This window comes from Bifidobacterium moraviense (assembly GCF_012932365.1).
Taxonomy (GTDB): Bacteria; Actinomycetota; Actinomycetes; order Actinomycetales; family Bifidobacteriaceae; genus Bifidobacterium; species Bifidobacterium moraviense.
The window spans coordinates 62,011-81,416 of the sequence record NZ_JAAIIH010000008.1 but is presented as its reverse complement, the minus strand read 5'-3'; the positions used below and the strand labels follow the sequence as shown (position 1 = coordinate 81,416).

The window sequence follows — 19,406 nt, the reverse complement described above, 5'->3', positions numbered from 1 at the left end:
GCTCTCCGCCCGCTGACTCTCCGGTGGTCTTCTGCCTGGTCTTCCCGCGACCGGCCGCCCGCGGCGCGCCGAATCGCCTGTGCCGCGCTACAGCCTACTCTGCGGTGATTTCGGTGCCGAACAGCTCGCCCAGCATCTGCTCACAACTAATACCTTCGTGCAGCACGTGGCTCATCGCGAAGGCCAGCGGCGTGGGCACGTGCAGCTGGTCGCCGAGCGCCACCACGGCGTCGGTGGTGGGCACGCCCTCGGCCACGCCGTTGGACACGCGCGTCGCCTCCTCCACCGTGAGGCCCTTGCCGAGGTTCGCGCCGAACGTGTAGTTGCGGCTCAGCGGGGAGCCGCACGTGGCGATGAGATCGCCCACGCCCGCCAGTCCGGCGAAGGTCTTCGGATCGGCGCCGGCGGCCTTGCCCAGCGCGGTCAGCTCGGCCAGGCCGCGCGTCTCGATCATCGCGGCCGTGTTCTCGCCGTAGCCCGCGCCGCGCGCCATGCCCACGGCCAGCGCGACCACGTTCTTGAGGCTGCCGCACATCTCCAGACCGATCACGTCGGTGGACGTGAACGGGTGGAAGTAGCTCGTGGAGCACGCGTTCGCCACCTTGGCGGCCGCGTACGGATTGGTGGAGGCGACCACGGTGGCGCTGGGCTCGCGCGCGGCGATCTCCTTGCTCAGGTTCGGGCCGGACACGGCCACGAAGCGGTTCTCCGGCAGGTCGAGCGCCTCGCGCACCACCTCGTCCATGCGCTTGTTGGTGCCGCGCTCGATGCCCTTCATGAGGCTCACCACGATGGCGCGCTCGGGGATGAGGTCGCGGAAGTCGGCGAGCGCCCTGCGCGCGGCCTGCGCGGCAATGGCCACGACGATGATCTCGGCGTCGCGCACGGCTTCGGCGCGGTCGCCGGTGGCGGTCATGTTGGCGGGCAGCTGTTCGACGGACGGCAGTCGGACGCCGTTGTGGTGGTGGTCGCGGATGCCTTCCACGATCTCCGGTTCGATGGCCCACATCGTCACGTCGTTGCCGGCGTCGGCCAGCACCTGACCGAAGGTGGTGCCCCACGCTCCGGCTCCCAGCACAGTCACATTCGTCATCGTTGAATCAGGCCCTCCTCGAACGACCGCATAACGGCACCAGCCTACACCGTCCGCGCCGGCCGCGGCAGTCCCGCGGATGCGCATCCGAGTGCACATCTGCCGATCCTTGGCACGGAACACGCAAGAATCGGCAAATATGCGTTCTGACAAGCTCGAAAAGACCGATTTGCACGCACATCTGCCGATCCTTGCAATAGTCATGCCAAGGATCGGCATAATTGCAGGCTGACGAAGATCTGCGGCTGCAGGACCAGCGGATACGGCCCGCAGACCTACAGACCGAGGCTGCCGGCGCCGGGCTCGCCGAGCGCCTTGTGGATGTCGATCGGCTTGCGGCTCATCGAACGGTAGTCCCAGTAGCCCTCGGCCGGGAACGATTCGCCGCGGATCTCCTCCAGCACCACGTTGAGCCTGCGGAACACGCGGTCGGTCAGCTCGTTGACGCGGTCCACCGGCGGCTCCTCGCCCCACGACTCCATGCCTTCGAGCAGGTCGGCGTAGTGCAGCTGCTCGTCGTAGCACATCACCACGTTCCTGCGCGGCCACGGCCACCAGTGGTTGATGCTCGCCGCGCCCCACGTGGCGGCGCAGAACAGCGGCACCTCGCGTCCCAGCCGGCGCGACGCCTCGAGCGCGATGTACCCCACGCCCTCCTTGATGCTCATGACCCACTTCTGCGGGTCGCGCGTCACCGTGCCCTCCGGCCACACGGTGAGCGGACGCCCGGACGTGAGGATGCCCACGCTGGTCTCCTCGATGGCCTTGGCCTTGCCGGCGTGACGCTGCACGGGCTGCATGCCCACGATCTGGAACCATTTGCCGATGATCGGCCACTTGGCCATCTCCGCCTTGGCCATGTAGCGCGGGCGACGGCCCATGTGGAACAGCGAGGCCATCGGCACGAACACGTCGAACATGGTCACGTGCGAGGCGGCGGTGATGAACGGCCCGGTCTCCGGCACGCGGTCGAGCCCCCACGCGCGCGTCTTGCAGCTGGCGCGGAACACCACGTCCACGCCCTTGAGCAGGCGACGGGTGCCCTTGGGGTTCTGCGCGTTGATCTCCGGCACGTTGGCCTTGCGGTCCGGCCCGGTGGGGAAGTCGTGCATGGGGTCGACGAGCGTGTGGCGCTGCGCGAGGCGCGCCACCTGTGCGTCGCTCAGCGGGCTCACGGCCGAGCGCGGCGACGGTTTTCCTTTGGATGCCATGCCTCTATTGTGCCGCATGCGCGACGCGGCGTTTCCTCTCGCGCGCGAATGCGGCCCGGCACGGCGCGGGTGCGGCTCAACGCAGCGCGGTGACGAGCAGGAAGCCGAGCGCCACGCAGACGATCGGCACCACCATCGTGGCGACCAGGTACGCGGCGGCCACGCCGAAGCGCTCCGACCGTGCCAGCGAGACGACCTCGTTCATGGCCGTGGAGAACGTGGAGAACCCGCCCAGGAACCCGGTGAGGAACAGCAGGTACGTGGAGTGCGGCACCACGCCGGCCACGGAGGCGCCGGCAGCGATGCCCGCGCAGAACGTGGCGATGACGTTGATGATGAACGTGTGCAGCGGGAACGGGCGCTTCCACCAGCGCTGCACGGACACGTTGAGCACGAACCGCGCCATGGCGCCGAGTCCGCCGCACAGGCAGACGCCGAGGAACGTGAGCATCAGACCGCCTCCCCGCGCTGATGGTTGACCACGTGCACGATGCGGTCGAAGCTGGGGGCGTCGCCGTCGGGGTCGTCCACGACCTGCGGGATGACGACCGGCGCAGGCTCGGCGGCGATGCCGGCGGACGGCTCGGCGGTTGCGGCGTCCTCCTCGTCCGCGACCGGTGATGCCGCACTGGGCGATTCCGCAGCAGGCGCGTCCGCGTTCGACTCGTTCTCCTCCGCCGTCGTCCTGCGTTCGACCGCGGGGATCTCGTCGGTATCTGGTTCGGCCTCGAACTCAGGCTCGGACCCGGCTTCGGGTTCGGCCGCGGCGCCGGCATCCGCCACGAGCGGCGTCGACGTCTCGGCGGCCGCGTCACGCTTCCCCTCCGCGGGGACGACGACCTCCGAGGGGATCTCCGGCGCCACCCACGGGCGCGTCCGGACGTGGATCGGCGCAGGATCGGCCGGATGCGCGGCCAGGAACGCCTCGGCGGCCGCATCGGCCTCCTCCACCGTAGTCTGCCGCTGCACGGTCTCGCGCACCTGCGCGGACTGCCGCTTCGCGGTCATCGCCAGCGCCAGCTTCACGCCGCCGAACACCACGGCCACGCCGCACACGAAGCTCACCAGCTCATACCCCAGCGCACCGAGCACGTTGCCGCCGCGCGCCGCCAGCAGCTCCTCCACCGCGAGCGCGCTGAGCGTGGAGAATCCGCCGCACATGCCCATGCCGATGCCGTGGCTCATCAGGCTGCGGGTGCGCTTGGAGATCCACACCGACTGCGCGAGCATCATCGTGAGCCACGAGTAGATGAAGCAGGCGCACATGTTCGCCACGAACGTAGCCGTGTGGAACGCGCCGAGGAACCCCTCGTCCGCCAGCGGGCGCGGCAGCGCGAGGCTCAGAGCGTAGCGCAGCGCGGTGCCCAGACAGCCGCCCACGAACACCACCACGTACAGCGGCCAGTCCTCCAGCGGCGAGCGCGCCCCGTTGCGGTCGTGCGCGTCGCGTCCGTCACGCGAGGCGCACGAAGGTATGGCGACCTGCGTCACCGTCTCGGGGGCGACGGGGTCGTGGGGCGTGTTCGCGATGGAGGTGGACGTCGACATAGGCGGCTCTTCGCTGGAACGGGATCCGTGCTGGGGTGAAACGGCCGAGGCCGGATCAGCCGAGCAGCGAATGCACTTCGATGATGTGGTCGCGCTGCGGACCGGTACCGATCACGGAGATGCGGCAGTTGCTGATCTCCTCCAGACGCTTCACGTACGCCTGGCAGGTGGCGGGCAGATCCTCGAACGCGTGCACCTTGGAGATGTCCTCGTCCCAGCCGGGCATGGTCTCGTACACCGGCTTGGCGGCGGCGAACGCGGCCTGGTCGGTGGGCATGTCGTCGTAGCGGGTCACGGTGCCGTCCGCCTCGGTGACCTCGTAGGCCACGCAGATCGGGATCTCCTTGAGGCCGGTGAGCACGTCGAGCTTGGTGAGCACCAGATCGGTCAGGCCGTTGACCTGGGAGGCGTAGCGCGTCACCACGGCGTCGAACCAGCCGCAGCGGCGCGGACGCCCCGTCGTCACGCCGTACTCGTGGCCCTGCGCGCGCAGCCAGTCGCCTTCCTCGCCGAACTGCTCGGTGGGGAACGGGCCTTCGCCCACGCGCGTCACGTACGCCTTGGCGACGCCGATCACGCGGTCGATCTTCGTGGGGCCCACGCCGGTGCCCGTGCAGGCGCCGCCGGCGGTGGGGTTGGAGGAGGTGACGAACGGGTAGGTGCCGTGGTCCACGTCGAGCATGGTGGCCTGGCCGCCCTCGAACAGCACGGTCCTGCCCTCGTCGAGCGCCTTGTTGAGGATCAGCGACGTGTTGGCGACGTACGGCTTGAGACGCTCACCCAGACGCAGCAGCTCCTCGGTGGTGGCGTCCACGTCGATGGGACGGCGGTTGTACAGCTTGACGAGCATCTGGTTCTTCTGGTGCAGGCTCGCCTCCACCTTGTCGTGCAGGTGGTCGGCGTTGAACAGGTCGTGCACGCGGATGCCCACGCGGTTGATCTTGTCGGCGTACGCCGGGCCGATGCCGCGGCCGGTGGTGCCGATCTTGTGCTTGCCGAGGAAGCGCTCGGTGACCTTGTCGATCACGCGATGGTACGGGGCGATGATGTGCGCCGCCTCGCTCACCAGCAGACGCGAGCAGTCCACGCCGCGGGACTCGAGGCCGTCGATCTCCTGGAACAGGACCTCCGGGTCCACCACCACGCCGTTGCCGATCACCGGCGTGACGTTCGGGGAGATGATGCCGGAGGGCAGCAGGTGCAGCGCGTACGTCTCGTCGCCCACCACCACGGTGTGGCCGGCGTTGTTGCCGCCGTTGAAGCGCGCCACGTAGTCCACATGGGTGCCGATGAGATCGGTGGCCTTGCCCTTGCCCTCGTCTCCCCACTGAGCACCGATCAACACGATTCCAGGCATGATCCTCGACCTCCGCAGCCGTCTCAACGTCACATTGCTCGCGGCCAGCGCCGCATAAGCCGGTTGACAGCATACCGTGAGCCCTAAACCGGCGGCGGCATGCGCCCGATGCGCGGAAGGACGCATCGAACGCCATCGAACACCGCGGCCGCCGAGGGCGCTCCCGCACGCCATCCCGCACGTCCTCCCACACGCCCCGGCCGCAACACATCGGCGGCGCTCAGCGGACCAAGGCAGTCCCTAGAATGAGGGCGCACCGATGATTGAAGAGTAGTAGAGGAAGGATCCATTCGTGGCGGATCAGAATGACGGCCGCATGGCAAGCGAGCTCGAGGGAGTCTCGGACGACGACGTGCAGGAGCTGGACTTCAACGGCAGCGCGTACGGCGCTGGACCGGGCAACGGCGGCAAGGGCGGCAAGGGCGGACGCAGGCGCGGCGCGGGCAGGATCGTGGCGATCGTGCTGGCGGTGGTGCTGGTGCTGTCCGGCGCGGGATTCGGCGGAGGCTGGTACTGGTACCACAACCTGCGCCCGTACCCGGTGATCGTGGACGGCAACGTGGTGACCATCCGCAGCGGCGAATCGCTCGCGAAGATCCTCAAGGACAACGCGTACTTCGGCAAGACGCCCGGCAAGCTCATCTCCCTGACCGGCAAGGTCATCAACACCACCGACGGCGACCCGGTCGCCGTGACACTCAACGGCGCCGCGGTGTCCGAGGACGCCCTCGCCTCCACGCACCTCAAGGAGCAGGACGAGATCACGCTCACCAACGGCGGCGACAAGACCGAGGACCACGACGTGAAGACCGAGGCCATCCCGCACGGCAAGAAGGCCACCAACATCGTGACCGGCGGCACCATCCAGCTGCACGTGCCCGGCACCGACGGCACCAAGGAGACGTGGGTCGGCAAGGTCTCCGGCGAGACCGTGGACAAGGGCGTCACCAAGGAGCCCGTGGACGAGCAGACCACCGCGTACCGCCCGCACGTGCCGGACGGCCGCAAGGTCATCGCGCTCACGTTCGACGACGGCCCGAGCCAGTACACCACGCCCATGCTGGACCTGTTCAAGGAGAAGGGCGTGCACGTGACGTTCTTCAACATCGGCACGCAGGCCGAGGAGATGAAGGACGTGGTGCAGCGCATGGTGGACGAGGGCCATCAGGTGGCCAGCCACTCCAACACGCACCCGAACATGCCCAAGATGACCACCGAGGCGCTGCGCGCCGAGCTCACCGCCGGATTCGACGACCTCGCCGCGGCCGGCGTCACGACGCGCATGTTCCGCTCCCCCTACGGCGCGTTCACCAACGCCGACTGGGACCGCGCCGGCGACCTGATCTCCACGAACGTGCTGTGGGACATCGACACGCTCGACTGGAAGCTGCCCGGCGCGCAGGCCATCCACGACACGGTCATGGCGCAGGCGCACAACGGCGCGATCGTGCTCATGCACACCGGCGGAGGCAACCGCCAGCAGGACGTGGACGCGCTGCCCAGCATCATCGACGACCTCAAGGGCCAGGGCTACGAGTTCGTGACCGTGGGCGAGCTCATGGCCATGGACAAGGAGCAGCGCTTCCCCGACTGGGCCATCAAGGGCGAGATGCCGCCGACTTCGGGCGATGCGGCGCAGTCCGGCGACGCCGCGGCCACCGCGACCCCTTCGGCCTCCCCGAGCGAGTCCGCCAAGCAGTGACGACGGCTGCGACGGACTGCTGACATCAGCGAACACAACGGCCTCCGAAGCCAGAAGCTTCGGAGGCCGTTGCCATGTGGAGCGGATGACGGGAGTCGAACCCGCCTTTAAAGCTTGGGAAGCTTTCGTTCTACCGATGAACTACATCCGCGATGCGCCGCAGGCGACTGCCGTGCGCACAAGAGGACAGTGTACCACATCGGTCCGCACCGGCCGGGCACCCCGGTTCCCCCGTTCCGATCCCGGGAGCGGCGCGGCGCCTCAGCGCGCGTACTGCGAATACTGCGAATACTGCGGTTCCTGCGCGTACGGCATCTGCGCGGCTCCCATCGGACCGGCGCCCATCTGCATGCCCATCTGCGCCGCCTGCATCTCGCGGCTCATCTGCATGAGGCGCGCGATGCGCTCGGAAGTGGGCGGATGCGTGGAGAACAGCCGGCTGATGCCGCCCTCGCGGAACGGGTTGGCGATCATCATCGCGGCGGCGGACTGCGTGCCGGCGGTCTGGCGCATCGGCTCCATGCCGATGCCGGATTCGATCTTGCTCAGCGCCGAGGCGAGCGCCGCCGGGTCGCCGGTGAGCACGCTGCCGTCCTCGTCGGCATCGAACTCGCGGGTGCGGCTGATGGCCAGCTGGATCAGCGACGCGCCGATCGGCGCCAGGATCGAACTCACCAGCACACCGAGCAGTCCCAGCCCGGAACCGCCCTCGCGGTCGTCGCGCGAACCGCCGCCGAAGTACATGAGCGAATAGCCCAGATACGTGATCACCGTGGCCATGGCGGAGGCCACCGCGGACGTGAGGATGTCGCGGTTGTACACGTGCATGAGCTCGTGGCCCAGCACGCCACGCAGCTCGCGCTCGTTGAGCAGGCGCAGGATGCCCTGCGTGCAGCACACGGCCGCGTGATGCTCGTTGCGGCCGGTGGCGAAGGCGTTGGGGCTCATGGTGGGGGCCACGTAGATGCGCGGCATGGGCTTGCCGGCGGTGGCGGACAGTTCGCGCACGATGCGGTAGATCGCGGGCGCCTCCGCCTCGGACACCTCGCGCGCGCCCATCGACGCGATGGCGATGCGGTCCGAGAACCAGTACGACACGAACGTGGTGCCGAGACCGATGACGATGTAGATGCCCAGCGTGCCGCGGCTGCCGCCGGTGAGCCACCAGATCAGCATGATGATGGCCCACATCAGCCCGAACAGCAGCGTGGTCTTGAGGCCATTGCAATGGCCGTGCACGCGCAGTCGTCCCGTTTGCCCATTCATGCCTACAGGCTACGGATCGAGGCTGGGGTTTTTCTGAACGTTCCCTCCAGTTGCCGTGGGTGATCCACATCCCCGGAACGGCGATGCCGCCGGGCGCGCACTGCGATTCGCAGCGGCGACCGGCGGCATCGGGAAACCGCTCGTCCGGGAGCGGGATCAGGCGTGCGCGAGCTCGCGCATCTGCTCCGGCTCGATGACCTTCTTGTGCTCGCGGCCCTCCTTGGCGCCCTCGGCACGCTCGAACGCATCGACCTTCTTCCAGCCGGCGAAGTCGATCGGCCTGATGCCGCGGCTTTCCAGCAGACGATCGATCGACTCGGGATCGCGATCCTCCGCCACGCGACCGCCCTCGGCGGCCTTGGCCAGATCCTCCAGCATGTTGGTCACGATCGCCAGCGCGTCGGACTTGGTGGAGCCGATCAGGCCCACCGGACCGCGCTTCGCCCAGCCGGTCGCGTACAGGCGCTCGCGCACCTCGCCGCCGTCCGGCTCGGTGGTGATGCGACCGTCGCCGTTCGCGTTGGCCAGATGCGCGCCCTTCGCGTCGTAGGCGATGCCGGGCGCCTCGGCCGGCTGGTAGCCGATCGCGTGGTACACGGCCTCCACCGGGTAGTCGGTGAACTCGCCGGTGCGGTGCATCTTGCCGTCGGCGCCGGTCTCGGTGCGCTCCACGCGGATCGCCTTGACCTTGCCGTCCTCGCCCAGGATCTCGGTGGGCGCGGAGTTGAAGTGCACGTAGTACCTGCGGTCGGCGGGATTGCCCTCGTAATCCACGTCGCCGTCGTCCTCCATGTCCTCGGCCATTTCGCGGATCGTGTACAGCTCCTCGACCATCTGTCGCGTGAGCTTGTCCTTCTGCGCCACCTCGATAGTGTCGTCGTCCAGCTCGAAGTCGTCCTCGTTGATGATGAGCTGCACGCCCGGCAGCTTCTCCATCTCGCGCAGCTCCTGCACGCTGAACTTGGCCTGCGCCACGCCGCGGCGGATGAACAGGTGCAGCTCCTTGGCCTTGTTCTCCTGAATGCCGGCGTACACGTTGTCCGGGATGTCGGTCTTGGTCTTGAGGTCGTCGGCGTTGCGCATGAGCTCGCGGGCCACGTCCATGGCCACGTTGCCGCCGCCGATCACCGCCACCTTCTCCGCGGTCAGCGGCCAGGTGCGGGCGCCCGTGGGGTAGCCGTCGTACCATTCGACGAACTTGGCGGCGCCGTACACGCCGTCCAGGTCGGCGCCGGGGATGCGCAGCGGCTTGTCCTTCACGGCGCCGGTGGCGAACAACACCGCGTCGTAGCGGGCCAGCAGGTCCTCGAGCGTCACGTCCTTGCCGAACTCCACGTCGCAGTAGAGGTGGATGTCCGGGTTGTCGAGCGTCTTCTCCAGCGCATCGGCGATGAACTTGATGGACGGGTGGTCCGGGGCCACGCCGTAGCGCACCAGGCCGAACGGCACGGGCAGCTTCTCGAACAGGTCGATGCGGGCCTTGGTCCCCAGGCCCAGCTCCTCGCCGAGCTTCCTGAGCTGGCGCAGGAAGATGTCGGAGGAGTAGACGCCGGCCGGACCGGCGCCGATAACGGCAATGCGAAGTTCAGTGTTCACGGATTCAGTCACGCGTTACAGCCTAGCGCACCGCCCCGCGCCGCGGAAGAGCCGAATCGCGCCGTCCGGCCGCCGACGGCCGGCGCCCACCGGCCATGCGGATCGAATGTCCCCCGGATATCCGCGAGCATTCGCGGGTATCTGCAGAGTGAGGGGCAGATTTCGCCGCGTGCGGGCAGATATCTGCAGAGTCAGGGTGCCTCGGAGCCTTCAAACCCGTCTATGGCCGCGTCCCAGGGCCCGAAAACGGCGGAATGGCGGTGCCGGCCGGTCGGCTTATCGGAGCCAGGGCACCCTGACTCTGCAGATACCTGCCGGCGGATCCCGGAAAATACCCCTCACTCTGCAGATACCCCTCGCATCGGCCCGCGGCCGGTCTCATTCCCGGTCGAGCAGCGCGGTGAGCGCCCACAGGATGCTCACCACGTCGATCGCCTCCTGCAGGAAGGCGCCGACCACCACCGGAATGAGATCGAACGCGGCGGCCAGCATGCCGACCACCGCGAGCGCCAGACCGGCCAGCACCGCCTGCAGCATGACGCGCCGGGTGCGGCGGGCGATGGCGATGGCCTGCGGCACGGCGGCGACGTCGTCGTTCATGATGACGATCTGCGCGGATTCCGAGGCCGCGGTGGAGGTGCCGTCGGTGATGGCCACGCCCAGATCGGCGGCGGCCAGCACCGGCGCGTCGTTCACGCCGTCGCCCACCATCATGGTGACGGTCGGGCGCGCCGAGGTTCCCCGGCCCGCCGGCGTGCGGGATTCGTCCCGCACCGCCGCGACCTTGTCCTCCGGGAACAGCTCGGCCCGCACGTCCCGGATGCCGACCTCCTCGGCGATGATGCCGGCCGACGCCCGCCGATCGCCGGTCAGCATGGTGACGCGCCGCACGCCCAGCCTGCTGAGCCGTTCCACCGTCGCCTTCGCATCGGCGCGCGGCACATCCCGCAGCACGATGCGCGCCGCGAGCACGCCGTTCACCGAGACGTACGAGCCCATTTCACCCGGCCCGAGCGCGCCGAACCGAGACCGCTCGGATTCGGCGCCGGTGGGCCGGAAGCCGCCCGCCGCCGTGGCGAACGCCCGCCGGCCCACACGCACCGCGCGCCCGTCGACCTCGCCGGCGATGCCCTGCCCGGACTCCTCGCGCACGTCCCGTACCACCGGGTAGGCGCGCGGTTCCGCGCCACGCTCCCGCCGCAGCCGCTCGCCCGCCTCGCGTCCGGCCTTCGCGATGCCCTGCGCGAGGATGTGCACCGAGTAGCCTTCCACCACGCCGGCCATCATGAGCACGTGGTCCGCGTCGAGCCGCTGCCCTGCGGCAAGTTCGACGCGCACCACCTGCGGCTGCTTGACGGTGAGCGTGCCGGTCTTGTCGAAGAACACGTGCGTGACGCGACCGAGCTGTTCGAGCACGCTCTGCGTCTTGATGAGGATGCCGGCCTTGGCGAGCCGTCCGGTGCCGGCCACGTAGGCCACGGGCGCGGCGATGAGCAGCGGGCAGGGCGTGGCGAGCACGAGCACCTGCGCGAACCGTACGGGCACGCCGGCGACCGCCCATGCAGCGCCGGCGATGACGAGCGCGAGGACGGTGAACGGCACGGCGAGCCGGTCGGCGGTGCGCACGACGGCCGGGCGCGATTCCTGCGCGGAGGCGACGAGCGACATGATGCGCTGGTACTGCGAGTCCGCGGCGGGGCGGGTGGCGCGCATGGTGAGCGCGGTGGCGCCGTTGACCGCGCCGGACATGACGCGCGCGTTGGCGAAGACCTCGCGCGGCAGGGGTTCGCCGTTGATGGCGGACAGGTCGAGCGTGGCGGAGCCGCTGAGCAGGGTGCCGTCGACGGGCACGGTCTCGCCGGGCAGCACGATAATCGTGTCGCCGACATGCACGTCGTCGACGGGCACGGTACGGAAGGCGGCGTGCGCGGATGCCGGCTCCTGCTGGCTGCCATGCTGACTGCCATGCCGCGGAACGACGCGGCGGAATCCGTTCGGCGAATCCTCCGCAGCGCCGTCGGAGCCATCAGCGCCGTCGCCCCCGCGCGCCATGCCCGGCGCGTCGAACACGTGCGCGGTGCGCGGCGCGGCCTGCAGCAGCGCGGTGAGGCTGCGTTCGGCCTTGGACTGCGCGTATTCCTCGATCGCCTCGCCGGACGCGACCATGAGCATCACGGCCCAGCTGGCCCAGTATTCGCCCACGCCCAGTGTGGAGAGCATGGCGAGCACGGCGAGCAGGTCGATGCCCACCTGCCCGTTGCGCACGTCGTCGATCATGCCGAGCAGCGTGCTGACGACGGTGTAGACGACGAGCGCGATAACGATCCACTGTCCGACGCTCGGATTGGGCGACATGCCCCACAGCACCAGTTCGCCCCACGGCGCGACCGGCCCCCACGGGCGCCAGTCCCAGAGCAGCGCGAGCGGGACCGCGGCGGCGAGGACGATGGGCAGCAGCGGCACGAGCCTGCAGACGTCGACGACGCGTGCAGCGATGCGCCGCGGAATGCCGCGCGGAGCGACCGCTGCGGACGGAACCGCGGCCGATGCGGTCGATGCGGCGGATGCGGCGAATGAAGCTGTGGATGAGGCAGTGGATGAAGAATCGGACGTCGAACGAGACGACGATGGATTGCCTGATGTGCCGGCTGTGCCCGTCATAGGGGGACTCCTTACGTTGGTATCGGGGCCGGTCGCGCAGGAGCGCAGTCGAAGAGACCACCGTGCGAGCGCGACCGGCGAGTTGCCTGTCACGCCTTGTTAACCCATCGGCAGCGCGGCACAGCCTCGCGCCGATACACGGCGTAAAGATTCGCCCTCAATATAGCAAACGGCCCCCGCCGCACACCATGCTGGTGTGTCGTCGGGGGCCGCAGGCGGAACCGGACGTCCGCGAACCTGCGGGACGCCGGCCGACGTCAGTTCTGGCCGAAGAGCTGGCTGAACGGATCGGTCAGGCCGCCGTTGCCGGAGCCGTTGCCCGAACCATTGCCGGAGTTGCCGTATCCGTTGGACCCGTTGCCGTTGCTCGAACCGTTGCCGTTGGAATTGCCGTTGGACGAACCGTTGGAGCTGCTGGAGCCGTTCACCGCGGTCTCCTCCTGATCCAGCGTCACGGTGAGGTCCACGGCCTTGCCGTTGCGTACCACGGTGAGCTTGGCGGTGTCGCCCATGGCGGAGGCACGCACGTAGCCGAGCAGCGAGTAGACGTCGGAGACGGACTTGCCGTTGTAGCCCACGATCACGTCGCCCGCCTGCAGACCGGCCTTGGCGCCGGGGCCGTTCGCGGTGACGGACGCCACCTGCGCGCCGGCACGGGTCACGCCGTCGGCGGTCGCCTCGCCGGTCTGGACGCGGATGCCGAGCGCCACGTGCTGCACCTTGCCGTTGGAGACGATCTCGTCGGCCACGCGCTTGACCAGGTTCGCCGGGATGGCGAAGCCGATGCCGATGGAGCCGGCGGACGAGCTGGACGTGGCGGTGGACGCGATGGACGAGTTGATGCCGATCACCTGGCCGGCGGCGTTGAACGTCGGGCCGCCCGAGTTGCCGGGGTTGATGGCCGCGTCGATCTGCACGGCGTTGGTGACGATGTCGCTGCCGTCATCGTCCTGCACGGTCACCGGACGGTTGAGCGCGGAGACGATGCCGGTGGTCACGGTGTTCTCGTAGCCCAGCGGGTTGCCCACGGCCATCACGCCCTCGCCCACGGCGAGCGTGTCGGAGTCGGCGAAGGTGACGGGGGTGAGGTCGGACGGGGCGTTGTCCAGCTTGATGACCGCGAGGTCGGTGGTGGTGTCCGTGCCGACGAGCTGCGCGGTGTACAGGTTGCCGTTGGACAGGGTCACGACGATCTTCTGCGCGCCGGAGACCACGTGGTTGTTGGTGACGATGTGGCCCTGGGTGTCCAGCACGGCGCCGGAGCCCTTGCCGGTGCCGTTCGACAGCGTGGTGGTGATGGACACCACGGAGGCGGAGACGTTGCTGGCGACGGTCTGCCAGTCGGTGCCTTCGGCGGTGGTGGCCGAGCCGGAGCCGCCGGAGTTGGAGGAGCCGATGGAGCTCAGGCTGGACGAGGTGGGCACCTTGATCCATCCGTTGGACAGCGCGCCCCAGCCGAGGCCGAGCATCAGGGCCGCGGAGACGAGCGCCGCGATCACCGCGGTGACGACGGTGGCCGCACCGCCCCTGCCGCCCTTGGCCGCAGGCTGGACGAACTGGCCGCCCTGACCGAACGGGGCGCCCTGCGGCTGCTGGCCGAACGGGTACGGGGTTCCCTGCGGGGCCTGCGGCGGCACCTGGCCGTTGCCGGCGACGTTCTGCGCGTTGCCCTGCGCGGCGTTCTGGGCGCCCTGCGAATTCTGCGCGTTCGCGTTCTGGGCGTTCTGGGCGTGCTGATCGTTCTGCGCGCCGAACGGGTTGAAGCCGAAGAGGCCGCCCTGCGCGCCCTGTCCCTGCTGCTGGGACTGCTGCGGCTGCTGGTCGGACGGTTCGGGGGCGCCGAACGGGTACGGGTTGAACGGGCCGGAGGGCAGGCGCTGACCGTACTGCGGCTCGCCGGAGGTTCCGGCGGCGGACGTCGCGGACGCGGAGGTCGGGGCCGACGCGGAGCCGGCGGTGTAGGCGCCGTACTCGGGGGCCTCGCGGTAGGGTGCCGGCGCGGCGGCCGGGGCCGCCGGAGTCGCGGAGACGGGTGCCGTGGTCGGCACCGCGGGCAGCGGCGTGGTGGGCTGGTCACCCGTCACGGCATCGGCCGGAGCGGGAATCGTCTGGGTGGGCTGCTCCCCCGCAGCCCCGCCCGCGGCGGTCGTTGCCGCGGGTTCCTCGGAAGTGGAGGTCTGGGAAGAATCGGCATTGGCCGGGGTCGAATCGCCCTGCGGCACCTGCCAAGGATTCTGCTGATCGTCAGCCATGTCTGCTCCTTTTGCTTGATCCATGCGTGCATCGCCGCGACGTTCCGCCGGTCCTGCGCCCCACGCGCCGTCGGCGTCCGTCGCTTGCTAACTTCAGAGTAAAGACATCGGCTCTGCAAGTTTCCTGAATGTTCATTGAAAGCGCCGATGGAATCCGCCGCCAGTTTTCGCAAGGGCCGGCCCCTCCCCGCGAAGCCCCGCGTTCGCTACAGTGGAGCCATGACGTCTTTCCTGGATCATCCGCGAGGCGCGCAGCCCGGCAAGCCCGGCGACCGCGGCGCCTTCCGCTTCGAAACCCTCACCCGACTGCCCGACTCCCCGCACGGCCTCGGCCGCAACGGCGCGCGCTACGGCCGCACCGGCATCATCCACACCCCGCACGGCGACATCCGCACGCCCGCGTTCGTCCCCGTGGGCACGCAGGGCGCCATGAAGGCCGTGCTGCCCGAGCAGATGAAGGAGCTCGGCGCGCAGTGCCTGCTCGCCAACGCGTTCCACCTGTTCGAGCGCCCCGGCGAGGACGTGCTCGACGCCGCCGGCGGCCTCGCGCGCTTCATGAACTGGGACGGCCCCACGTTCACCGATTCCGGCGGCTTCCAGGTGCTCTCGCTCGGCGCCGGCTTCAAGAAGACGCTCGCCATGGACGTCACCGGCCTCAAGTCCGACGACGTGATCGCCGAAGGCAAGGAGCGCCTCGCGTTCGTGGACGAGGACGGCGTCACGTTCAAGTCGCCCCTCAACGGCGACGAGCACCGCTTCTCCGCCGAGATCTCCATGGGCATCCAGCACAAGATCGGCGCGGACATCATGTTCGCGTTCGACGAGCTGACCACGCTGATGAATACGCGCTCCTACCAGGAAAGCAGCGTGGAGCGCACGTTCCGCTGGGCCAAGCGCTGCGTCGCCGAGCATCAGCGCCTCACCGAAGCACGCCTCGGCAAGCCGTACCAGGCGCTGTTCGGCGTGGTGCAGGGCGCGAACTACGAGGATCTGCGGCGCCACGCGGCCGAGCAGATCGCGTCGCTCGACTTCGACGGCGTGGGCATCGGCGGCGCGATCGAGAAGCGCCTGCTCGGCAACACCTGCGCCTGGATCTGCGACGCGATGCCCGAGGAGCGTCCGCGCCACGTGCTGGGCATCGCGGCCGTGGACGACATCTTCGCAGCCGTGGAGAACGGCGGCGACACGTTCGACTGCGTGGCGCCCGCCCGCTGCGCCCGCAACGGCGCGATCTTCACGCGCGACGGACGCTGGAACATCAAGCGCGCGCAGCACAAGACCGACTTCTCCCCCATCGAGGCCGACTGCGACTGCTACACGTGCCGGCACTACTCGCGCGCCTACGTGGACCACTTGCTGCGCGCCCACGAATACAACGGATTCACGCTCGCCACGATCCACAACGAGCGGTTCTTCGTGCGCCTGCTCGACGAGATCCGCGCGTCGATCGACGGCGGCTACTTCGACGAGTACCGCGACGAGACGCTGGCGCGGTTCTACGCGAACGGCTCGCGCGGCTGAGCGACAGGCACCGGCGCGGAGGAGCGGCGCTCGAGCAGATCCTGCTGCCGCCCCTCCGCGATCATGCGATCGCACACCGGGCAGATGCGCCCGTAGCGTCCGGCATCGGCCAGCCACGCGAAGCGATGGCAGATGCGGCATTCGCGCCGCGCGCTCAGGCCGGCGACCGCCGCGGCGCCTGCCGCGACCGCCGCCGGCACGTACTGCGCGCATGGCAGCAGCACGCCCGCCACGACCAGCAGCACGACCATCAGCGTCAGGCAATGCGACCTTGACTGCAAGCGATTCACGCGATCCCCATCCCAATATCCAAGCAACAGCATCCCAGCATATAGACATTGCCTGCCGGGGAATGGCGGAATTCCGCCAATCGATACCACGCGGCGAACCGCGCATCCGACGACGCGAACGACCGCCGTTCCGCGCACGCGCCACACGCGCACCGCCGCACGGCATGCGCACAGCACGTGCGCGACACAGCGCGACACGCCGAGCTTTGCACGATCGCCGACCCGGGTGTAAGTTATTTCATTGTCTGCGAGTGTGGCGGAATGGTAGACGCGCTGTCTTCAGGTGGCAGTGAGTGTATGCTCGTGGGGGTTCAACTCCCCCCACTCGCACGCAGTAGGGAAACCCCGGAACCTTGAAATACCAAGGTTCCGGGGTTTTCTCGTATCCGGCGCAGCGCCGAAAATATGGCGGCGATATGACGATCTCGGGTTATAGGCCCAGAATGTGCGTCCGTCCATCGCAACGTTGCGACGAACGACCACCGGAGAAACCCGAACCATCACCCACGACGGCCAATCATCACAACGTTGCGACGGGTGACCGGCAAACGAAGGGGCGGGTTTCCCATCACGCCGTTGCCATTCCGTGGATTCCCCGAAAACCCGGCCCTTCCCTTGCCGGGATTCGGAGGACACGGGCCGACGCGCGACCGGAAATCGCAACGTTGCGACGGACGACCACCGGAGACGCCCGAACCATCACCCACGACGGCCAATCATCGCAACGTTGCGGAATCGGGCGGCGGAAGGGCGGTCTGCGAAAAGCCGGCCTGCACACGATCTGCGGATCGTTACGGACACACCATGAACGCTGCATGAACAGTCGACCGCCCATGGCACGGCCGAACGGCGCGGCCCATACCATGGGAAGCGCCACGCCGGCGTCGGCACGGCACAACGGACGCGGCACGACGGCAGTCGCGGCGCAACGGACGCGGCACGACGAGCAACGCGGCACGGCGGGCGCGGCGCATCGAGCACGACAAGGAGGCAGCCATGGCCGGCAAGAAGGACAAGTCGCTGATCTACTGGAGCATGAACTACAGGGGCAAGCGTCGGCGCACGCTGGTGATGCTGCCGCTGTGCGTGATCATCGGCGTGATCGCGCCGTTCTACTGCATCAACGAGTACGGCAGCGTATGGCCGGCGGTCGCGTTCGACGTGATCCTCGCGGTGACGTGGGTGGCGCAGTACCTCTACACCACGAAGAAGGCGCAGGAGGAAGCGGCGCAGATGCAGCAGGCGCAGCGGAATCCGAACCAGCCGCAGCAGCGCTTCTGAGACGCGACGCCCCGCGCAACGCAGCGCCTCACAACACCCACGACGCCCACGACGCACGAAAAACGCTTCGGCCCCCGCATGGCAGTACGGGGGCCGAAGCGTTAGGCAACGGAAAAATCAGGAGACAGGAGAGTTCGGAAGGCGAACGGGATCAGGCGAAGATGTGGCCCTTGAGCTCCGGGTGCTCGGCGTAGATCTTGTCCAGATCCTCCTGCGTGGGCAGGATGGTCTTGCCGTGCTCGGTGCGGATGATGCAGATGAAGCCGAACGTCACGCCGTCGGTGGCGGCCAGCTGGTGCCACTCGTCCGGTCCGATGTACACCAGATCGCCTTCCTTGACGTGGCGCAGCTCGGAGCCCACCAGCACGGTGCCGCTGCCGCGGTAGATGATCACCTCGTGCGTGTGCCAGTGGTGGCCGAAGGTGGACCAGCCGCCGGGCTGCACCTCGAAGTAGCGCACGTGGTTGTCCTGCTGGGCGCGCTCGTCGAACAGCAGCTTGCGCGAGACGCCCTTGAACGTGTTGCCGCCCTCCTGGTAGGTGAGGGTCTCCACGTCCTCCCAGTCGTAGGGGGCCTGGAGGTTGCGGAAGGCCTCGAGCGGCTTGGTCTCGTCCTCGGCGGGCGCGGTTGCTGCGGGTGCGGTGGCGGTTGCGGTCATGATGGTTGCTCCTTGTGTGTGGTCTGTGCGGTCTGTGTTTGGTTTGTTCGATGCTGACGTGTGATGCCGACGCGTTGGGTGCGGTCGGTGCCGATCGTGCGCGATGCGCCGATCACCAGTTGGCGGGCTTGCCGAAGTCCTTGAACTTGGAGTTGGCGATGCCGTCCTTGAACTCCTGGCTCGTCAGGATGTTCGCGATGGTCTTGGCCCAGTCGCTGTCCTTGTCCTCGGTGCGCACCACGAAGACGTTGATGGTGTCCTCCTTCTGCTGCTCGCGCGCCACGGCGTTGGCGAAGTCGAGGCCGGCGTCCCACGCGTAGTTGCCGGGGACCAGCGCGATGTCCGCGGAGTCGGCGGAGCGCGGCAGCTGGGCGGCGTCGATGGTCTTGAACTGCAGGTTCTTGGGGTTCTCCGCCACGTCGTCCACGGTGGCCTTGGTGTCGTCCACGCCGTCCTTGACCTTGATCAGGCCGTTCTGCTCGAGCACGTTGAGCGCGCGGGCGGTGTTGGACGCGTCGTTGGGCAGGGTGGCGGTGGCGCCGTTCGGGATCTCGTCGACGGTCTTGACCTTCTTGGAGTAGATGATCATCGGCGGGGTGGGCACGGCGCCGATGGCGGTCAGGTCGAGCTTGTTGTCGGCGGCGAACTTCTTGAGGTAGCGGGTGTGCTGGAAGAGGTTGGCCTCGATCTGCCCGCCGGCGAGCGCCTTGTTGGGCTGCACGTAGTCGTTGAACTGCTTGAGCTTCAGGGTGACGCCCTGCTTGGCGGCGATGGGGGCGATGACCTCCTCGATCTCGTCGCCGTAGGGTCCGGGGACCACGCCCACGTTGATGACCTTGTTGCCGTTGGCGTCGGTGGTGCTGGCCTGGGCGGAGCCGCAGGCGGTCAGGCCCACGAGCGCGGCCACGGCCAGGACTCCGGCGAGTGCTTTCTTGAGCTGCATGACGTTCCCTTCTCTGTTCTCGAACGG

General features: G+C 68.6%; 15 protein-coding genes and 2 tRNA genes. 4 read left to right on the top strand and 13 right to left on the bottom strand.

Annotated elements, in window-relative coordinates:
- Positions 1-94: 94 nt before the first annotated feature.
- The 5 genes from G1C96_RS06325 to G1C96_RS06305 all read right to left on the bottom strand — a co-directional run bounded on the left by G1C96_RS06325 (position 95) and on the right by G1C96_RS06305 (position 5,209).
- Positions 95-1,093: an NAD(P)H-dependent glycerol-3-phosphate dehydrogenase gene (locus G1C96_RS06325; protein ID WP_169275804.1), complete on the bottom strand. Its 999-nt coding sequence runs from the start codon at positions 1,091-1,093 to the stop codon at positions 95-97.
- Between the two features lie 275 nt (positions 1,094-1,368).
- Positions 1,369-2,304, bottom strand: coding sequence for a lysophospholipid acyltransferase family protein (locus G1C96_RS06320; RefSeq protein WP_169275803.1), 936 nt, complete (start codon positions 2,302-2,304; stop codon positions 1,369-1,371).
- Positions 2,305-2,380: 76 nt separating this feature from the next.
- Positions 2,381-2,755 carry a fluoride efflux transporter FluC gene (locus tag G1C96_RS06315; protein ID WP_169275802.1) on the bottom strand — a complete coding sequence of 125 codons (375 nt, stop codon included), beginning with the start codon at positions 2,753-2,755 and terminating at the stop codon, positions 2,381-2,383.
- On the bottom strand, positions 2,755-3,852 hold the full coding sequence (locus G1C96_RS06310) for a fluoride efflux transporter FluC (RefSeq protein WP_169275801.1): 1,098 nt from the start codon (positions 3,850-3,852) through the stop codon (positions 2,755-2,757). Before G1C96_RS06310 ends, G1C96_RS06315 begins: the two co-directional genes overlap by 1 nt.
- A gap of 55 nt (positions 3,853-3,907) precedes the next feature.
- Complete coding sequence (locus G1C96_RS06305; RefSeq protein WP_169275800.1) at positions 3,908-5,209, bottom strand: adenylosuccinate synthase; 1,302 nt, start codon at positions 5,207-5,209, stop codon at positions 3,908-3,910.
- Between the two features lie 292 nt (positions 5,210-5,501).
- Between G1C96_RS06305 and G1C96_RS06300 the strand changes: the two genes are divergently transcribed.
- Positions 5,502-6,911 carry a polysaccharide deacetylase family protein gene (locus G1C96_RS06300; RefSeq protein WP_335341934.1) on the top strand — a complete coding sequence of 470 codons (1,410 nt, stop codon included), beginning with the start codon at positions 5,502-5,504 and terminating at the stop codon, positions 6,909-6,911.
- Positions 6,912-6,988: 77 nt separating this feature from the next.
- Here the strand turns inward: G1C96_RS06300 and G1C96_RS06295 are convergent.
- The 5 genes from G1C96_RS06295 to G1C96_RS06275 form a co-directional block, all read right to left on the bottom strand.
- Positions 6,989-7,062, bottom strand: a tRNA-Gly gene (locus tag G1C96_RS06295).
- A gap of 110 nt (positions 7,063-7,172) precedes the next feature.
- The gene (htpX, locus tag G1C96_RS06290; protein ID WP_169275799.1) at positions 7,173-8,177 is read right to left on the bottom strand and encodes a zinc metalloprotease HtpX; all 1,005 of its coding nucleotides are present in this window, start codon (positions 8,175-8,177) and stop codon (positions 7,173-7,175) included.
- 156 nt (positions 8,178-8,333) lie between these two features.
- Positions 8,334-9,785, bottom strand: coding sequence for an FAD-dependent oxidoreductase (locus G1C96_RS06285; RefSeq protein ID WP_169275798.1), 1,452 nt, complete (start codon positions 9,783-9,785; stop codon positions 8,334-8,336).
- A gap of 366 nt (positions 9,786-10,151) precedes the next feature.
- Positions 10,152-12,281 carry a heavy metal translocating P-type ATPase gene (locus tag G1C96_RS06280; RefSeq protein WP_335341935.1) on the bottom strand — a complete coding sequence of 710 codons (2,130 nt, stop codon included), beginning with the start codon at positions 12,279-12,281 and terminating at the stop codon, positions 10,152-10,154.
- A 410-nt stretch (positions 12,282-12,691) separates the two neighbouring features.
- A complete protein-coding gene (locus tag G1C96_RS06275) occupies positions 12,692-14,686 on the bottom strand; it encodes a S1C family serine protease (protein ID WP_240945137.1) in 1,995 nt (664 codons plus the stop codon).
- A gap of 219 nt (positions 14,687-14,905) precedes the next feature.
- Between G1C96_RS06275 and tgt the strand changes: the two genes are divergently transcribed.
- On the top strand, positions 14,906-16,207 hold the full coding sequence (gene tgt, locus G1C96_RS06270) for a tRNA guanosine(34) transglycosylase Tgt (RefSeq protein ID WP_169275795.1): 1,302 nt from the start codon (positions 14,906-14,908) through the stop codon (positions 16,205-16,207).
- Here tgt and G1C96_RS06265 read toward each other — a convergent pair.
- A complete protein-coding gene (locus G1C96_RS06265) occupies positions 16,183-16,497 on the bottom strand; it encodes a hypothetical protein (protein WP_169275794.1) in 315 nt (104 codons plus the stop codon). The two genes, tgt and G1C96_RS06265, sit on opposite strands and share 25 nt — an antisense overlap.
- Positions 16,498-16,744: 247 nt before the next feature.
- Between G1C96_RS06265 and G1C96_RS06260 the strand changes: the two genes are divergently transcribed.
- A tRNA-Leu gene (locus G1C96_RS06260) sits at positions 16,745-16,827 on the top strand.
- Positions 16,828-17,493: 666 nt separating this feature from the next.
- A complete protein-coding gene (locus tag G1C96_RS06255) occupies positions 17,494-17,778 on the top strand; it encodes a hypothetical protein (protein ID WP_169275793.1) in 285 nt (94 codons plus the stop codon).
- Between the two features lie 151 nt (positions 17,779-17,929).
- On the opposite strand, the gene G1C96_RS06250 is transcribed toward G1C96_RS06255, so the two are convergent.
- Both G1C96_RS06250 and G1C96_RS06245 read right to left on the bottom strand, forming a co-directional pair.
- A complete protein-coding gene (locus tag G1C96_RS06250) occupies positions 17,930-18,436 on the bottom strand; it encodes a cupin domain-containing protein (RefSeq protein WP_169275792.1) in 507 nt (168 codons plus the stop codon).
- A gap of 112 nt (positions 18,437-18,548) precedes the next feature.
- Positions 18,549-19,379: a MetQ/NlpA family ABC transporter substrate-binding protein gene (locus G1C96_RS06245; protein WP_169275791.1), complete on the bottom strand. Its 831-nt coding sequence runs from the start codon at positions 19,377-19,379 to the stop codon at positions 18,549-18,551.
- Positions 19,380-19,406 lie beyond the last annotated feature (27 nt).